This window comes from Streptomyces capparidis (genome assembly GCF_054782095.1).
Map to the genome: position 1 here is coordinate 1 of NZ_BAAGTD010000130.1, position 986 is coordinate 986.

General features: G+C 72.5%; 1 protein-coding gene and 2 pseudogenes. All 3 read right to left on the bottom strand.

Annotated features, from left to right (window positions below):
* Positions 1–209, bottom strand: a pseudogene (locus tag ACYVO2_RS37235) (ATP-binding protein); the annotation flags it as partial.
* Positions 190–789, bottom strand: coding sequence for a DUF742 domain-containing protein (locus tag ACYVO2_RS37240; protein WP_461012560.1), 600 nt, complete (start codon positions 787–789; stop codon positions 190–192). The pseudogene ACYVO2_RS37235 and the gene ACYVO2_RS37240, both read right to left, overlap by 20 nt.
* 113 nt (positions 790–902) lie before the next feature.
* A pseudogene (locus ACYVO2_RS37245) lies at positions 903–986 on the bottom strand (roadblock/LC7 domain-containing protein); the annotation flags it as partial.

Consider the following 986-nt stretch of genomic DNA (forward strand, 5'->3'; position numbering starts at 1 on the left):
TCGGGTGCGTGGGTGAGGTCGTCGATGCCGGCGGAGGCGGACGTCATGACGGCCTCGGTGCGCAGCGGGTTGATCTCTGAGACGGCGCCGACGAACGTGGTCTTGCCGACGCCGAACCCGCCCGCGATGACGATCTTCGCGGACGTGGTGGAACGGGCTCCAGCCTGACCCATGGCGGGTTCCTGGGCCCTAGAGCTTGCGAAGTCCACTGAGCACCCTTTCGAGCAGTGTCAGATCGGGCTGGGCGCCGGGCTCGTCGGCTCCAGCGGGCTGGTGGATGGCGACCAGGCCGGCCTCGGCCAGGTCGGCCACGAGGATACGGGCGACGCCCAACGGGATGGACAGGAGGGCGGAGATCTCCGCGACGGACTTGATCTCCTGGCACAACTGGCAGATCCGCTGGTGCTCGGGCAGCAGGCCCGAGGTGCGCGACGGGTCCGCCGTGGTGCTGACCAGCGCCTCGATCGCGAGCTGGTACCGGGGCCTGGTCCGGCCGCCCGTCATGGCGTACGGGCGCACCAGCGGCTGGTCGGTGGTGCTCGCGGCGGGCGGGGCCTGCGCGGGCCGGGGCTGGTGCTCCGGCGCCGGCTGGTGGAACGGGGCCTGCTGCGGCTCGCGGACCGGCGGCTCCGGCGCCTGGCGGGGCGTCGGGGCCGAGGGGAAGTTGTATCTGCGCGGCGGCTGGTGACCGCCCCCGTAGGAAGCACTCCCATAACCGTTGCCGTACGGGTCGCCGTAGCCGGGCGCTTGCGCCCCGCCGTAGGCGGGTCCATCAGGGGGCGTTGACACGGTTCCTCCTCACGCGTTCTGCGGGCCTGCTCGCGCGCCGGCCCAACTTCCCCGACGCGCCTGATGACCTTAACGGGGGACGGCGGCGCGTCGCGCGGGTCTTGCCGGGAGAGCTAGTTGAGCAGGCTGCCTTGGAGTTCGGCGCGCAGGTCGGGGGTGAGGACGCCTCCGGCCCGGTCGACGAGGAGGGCCATCTC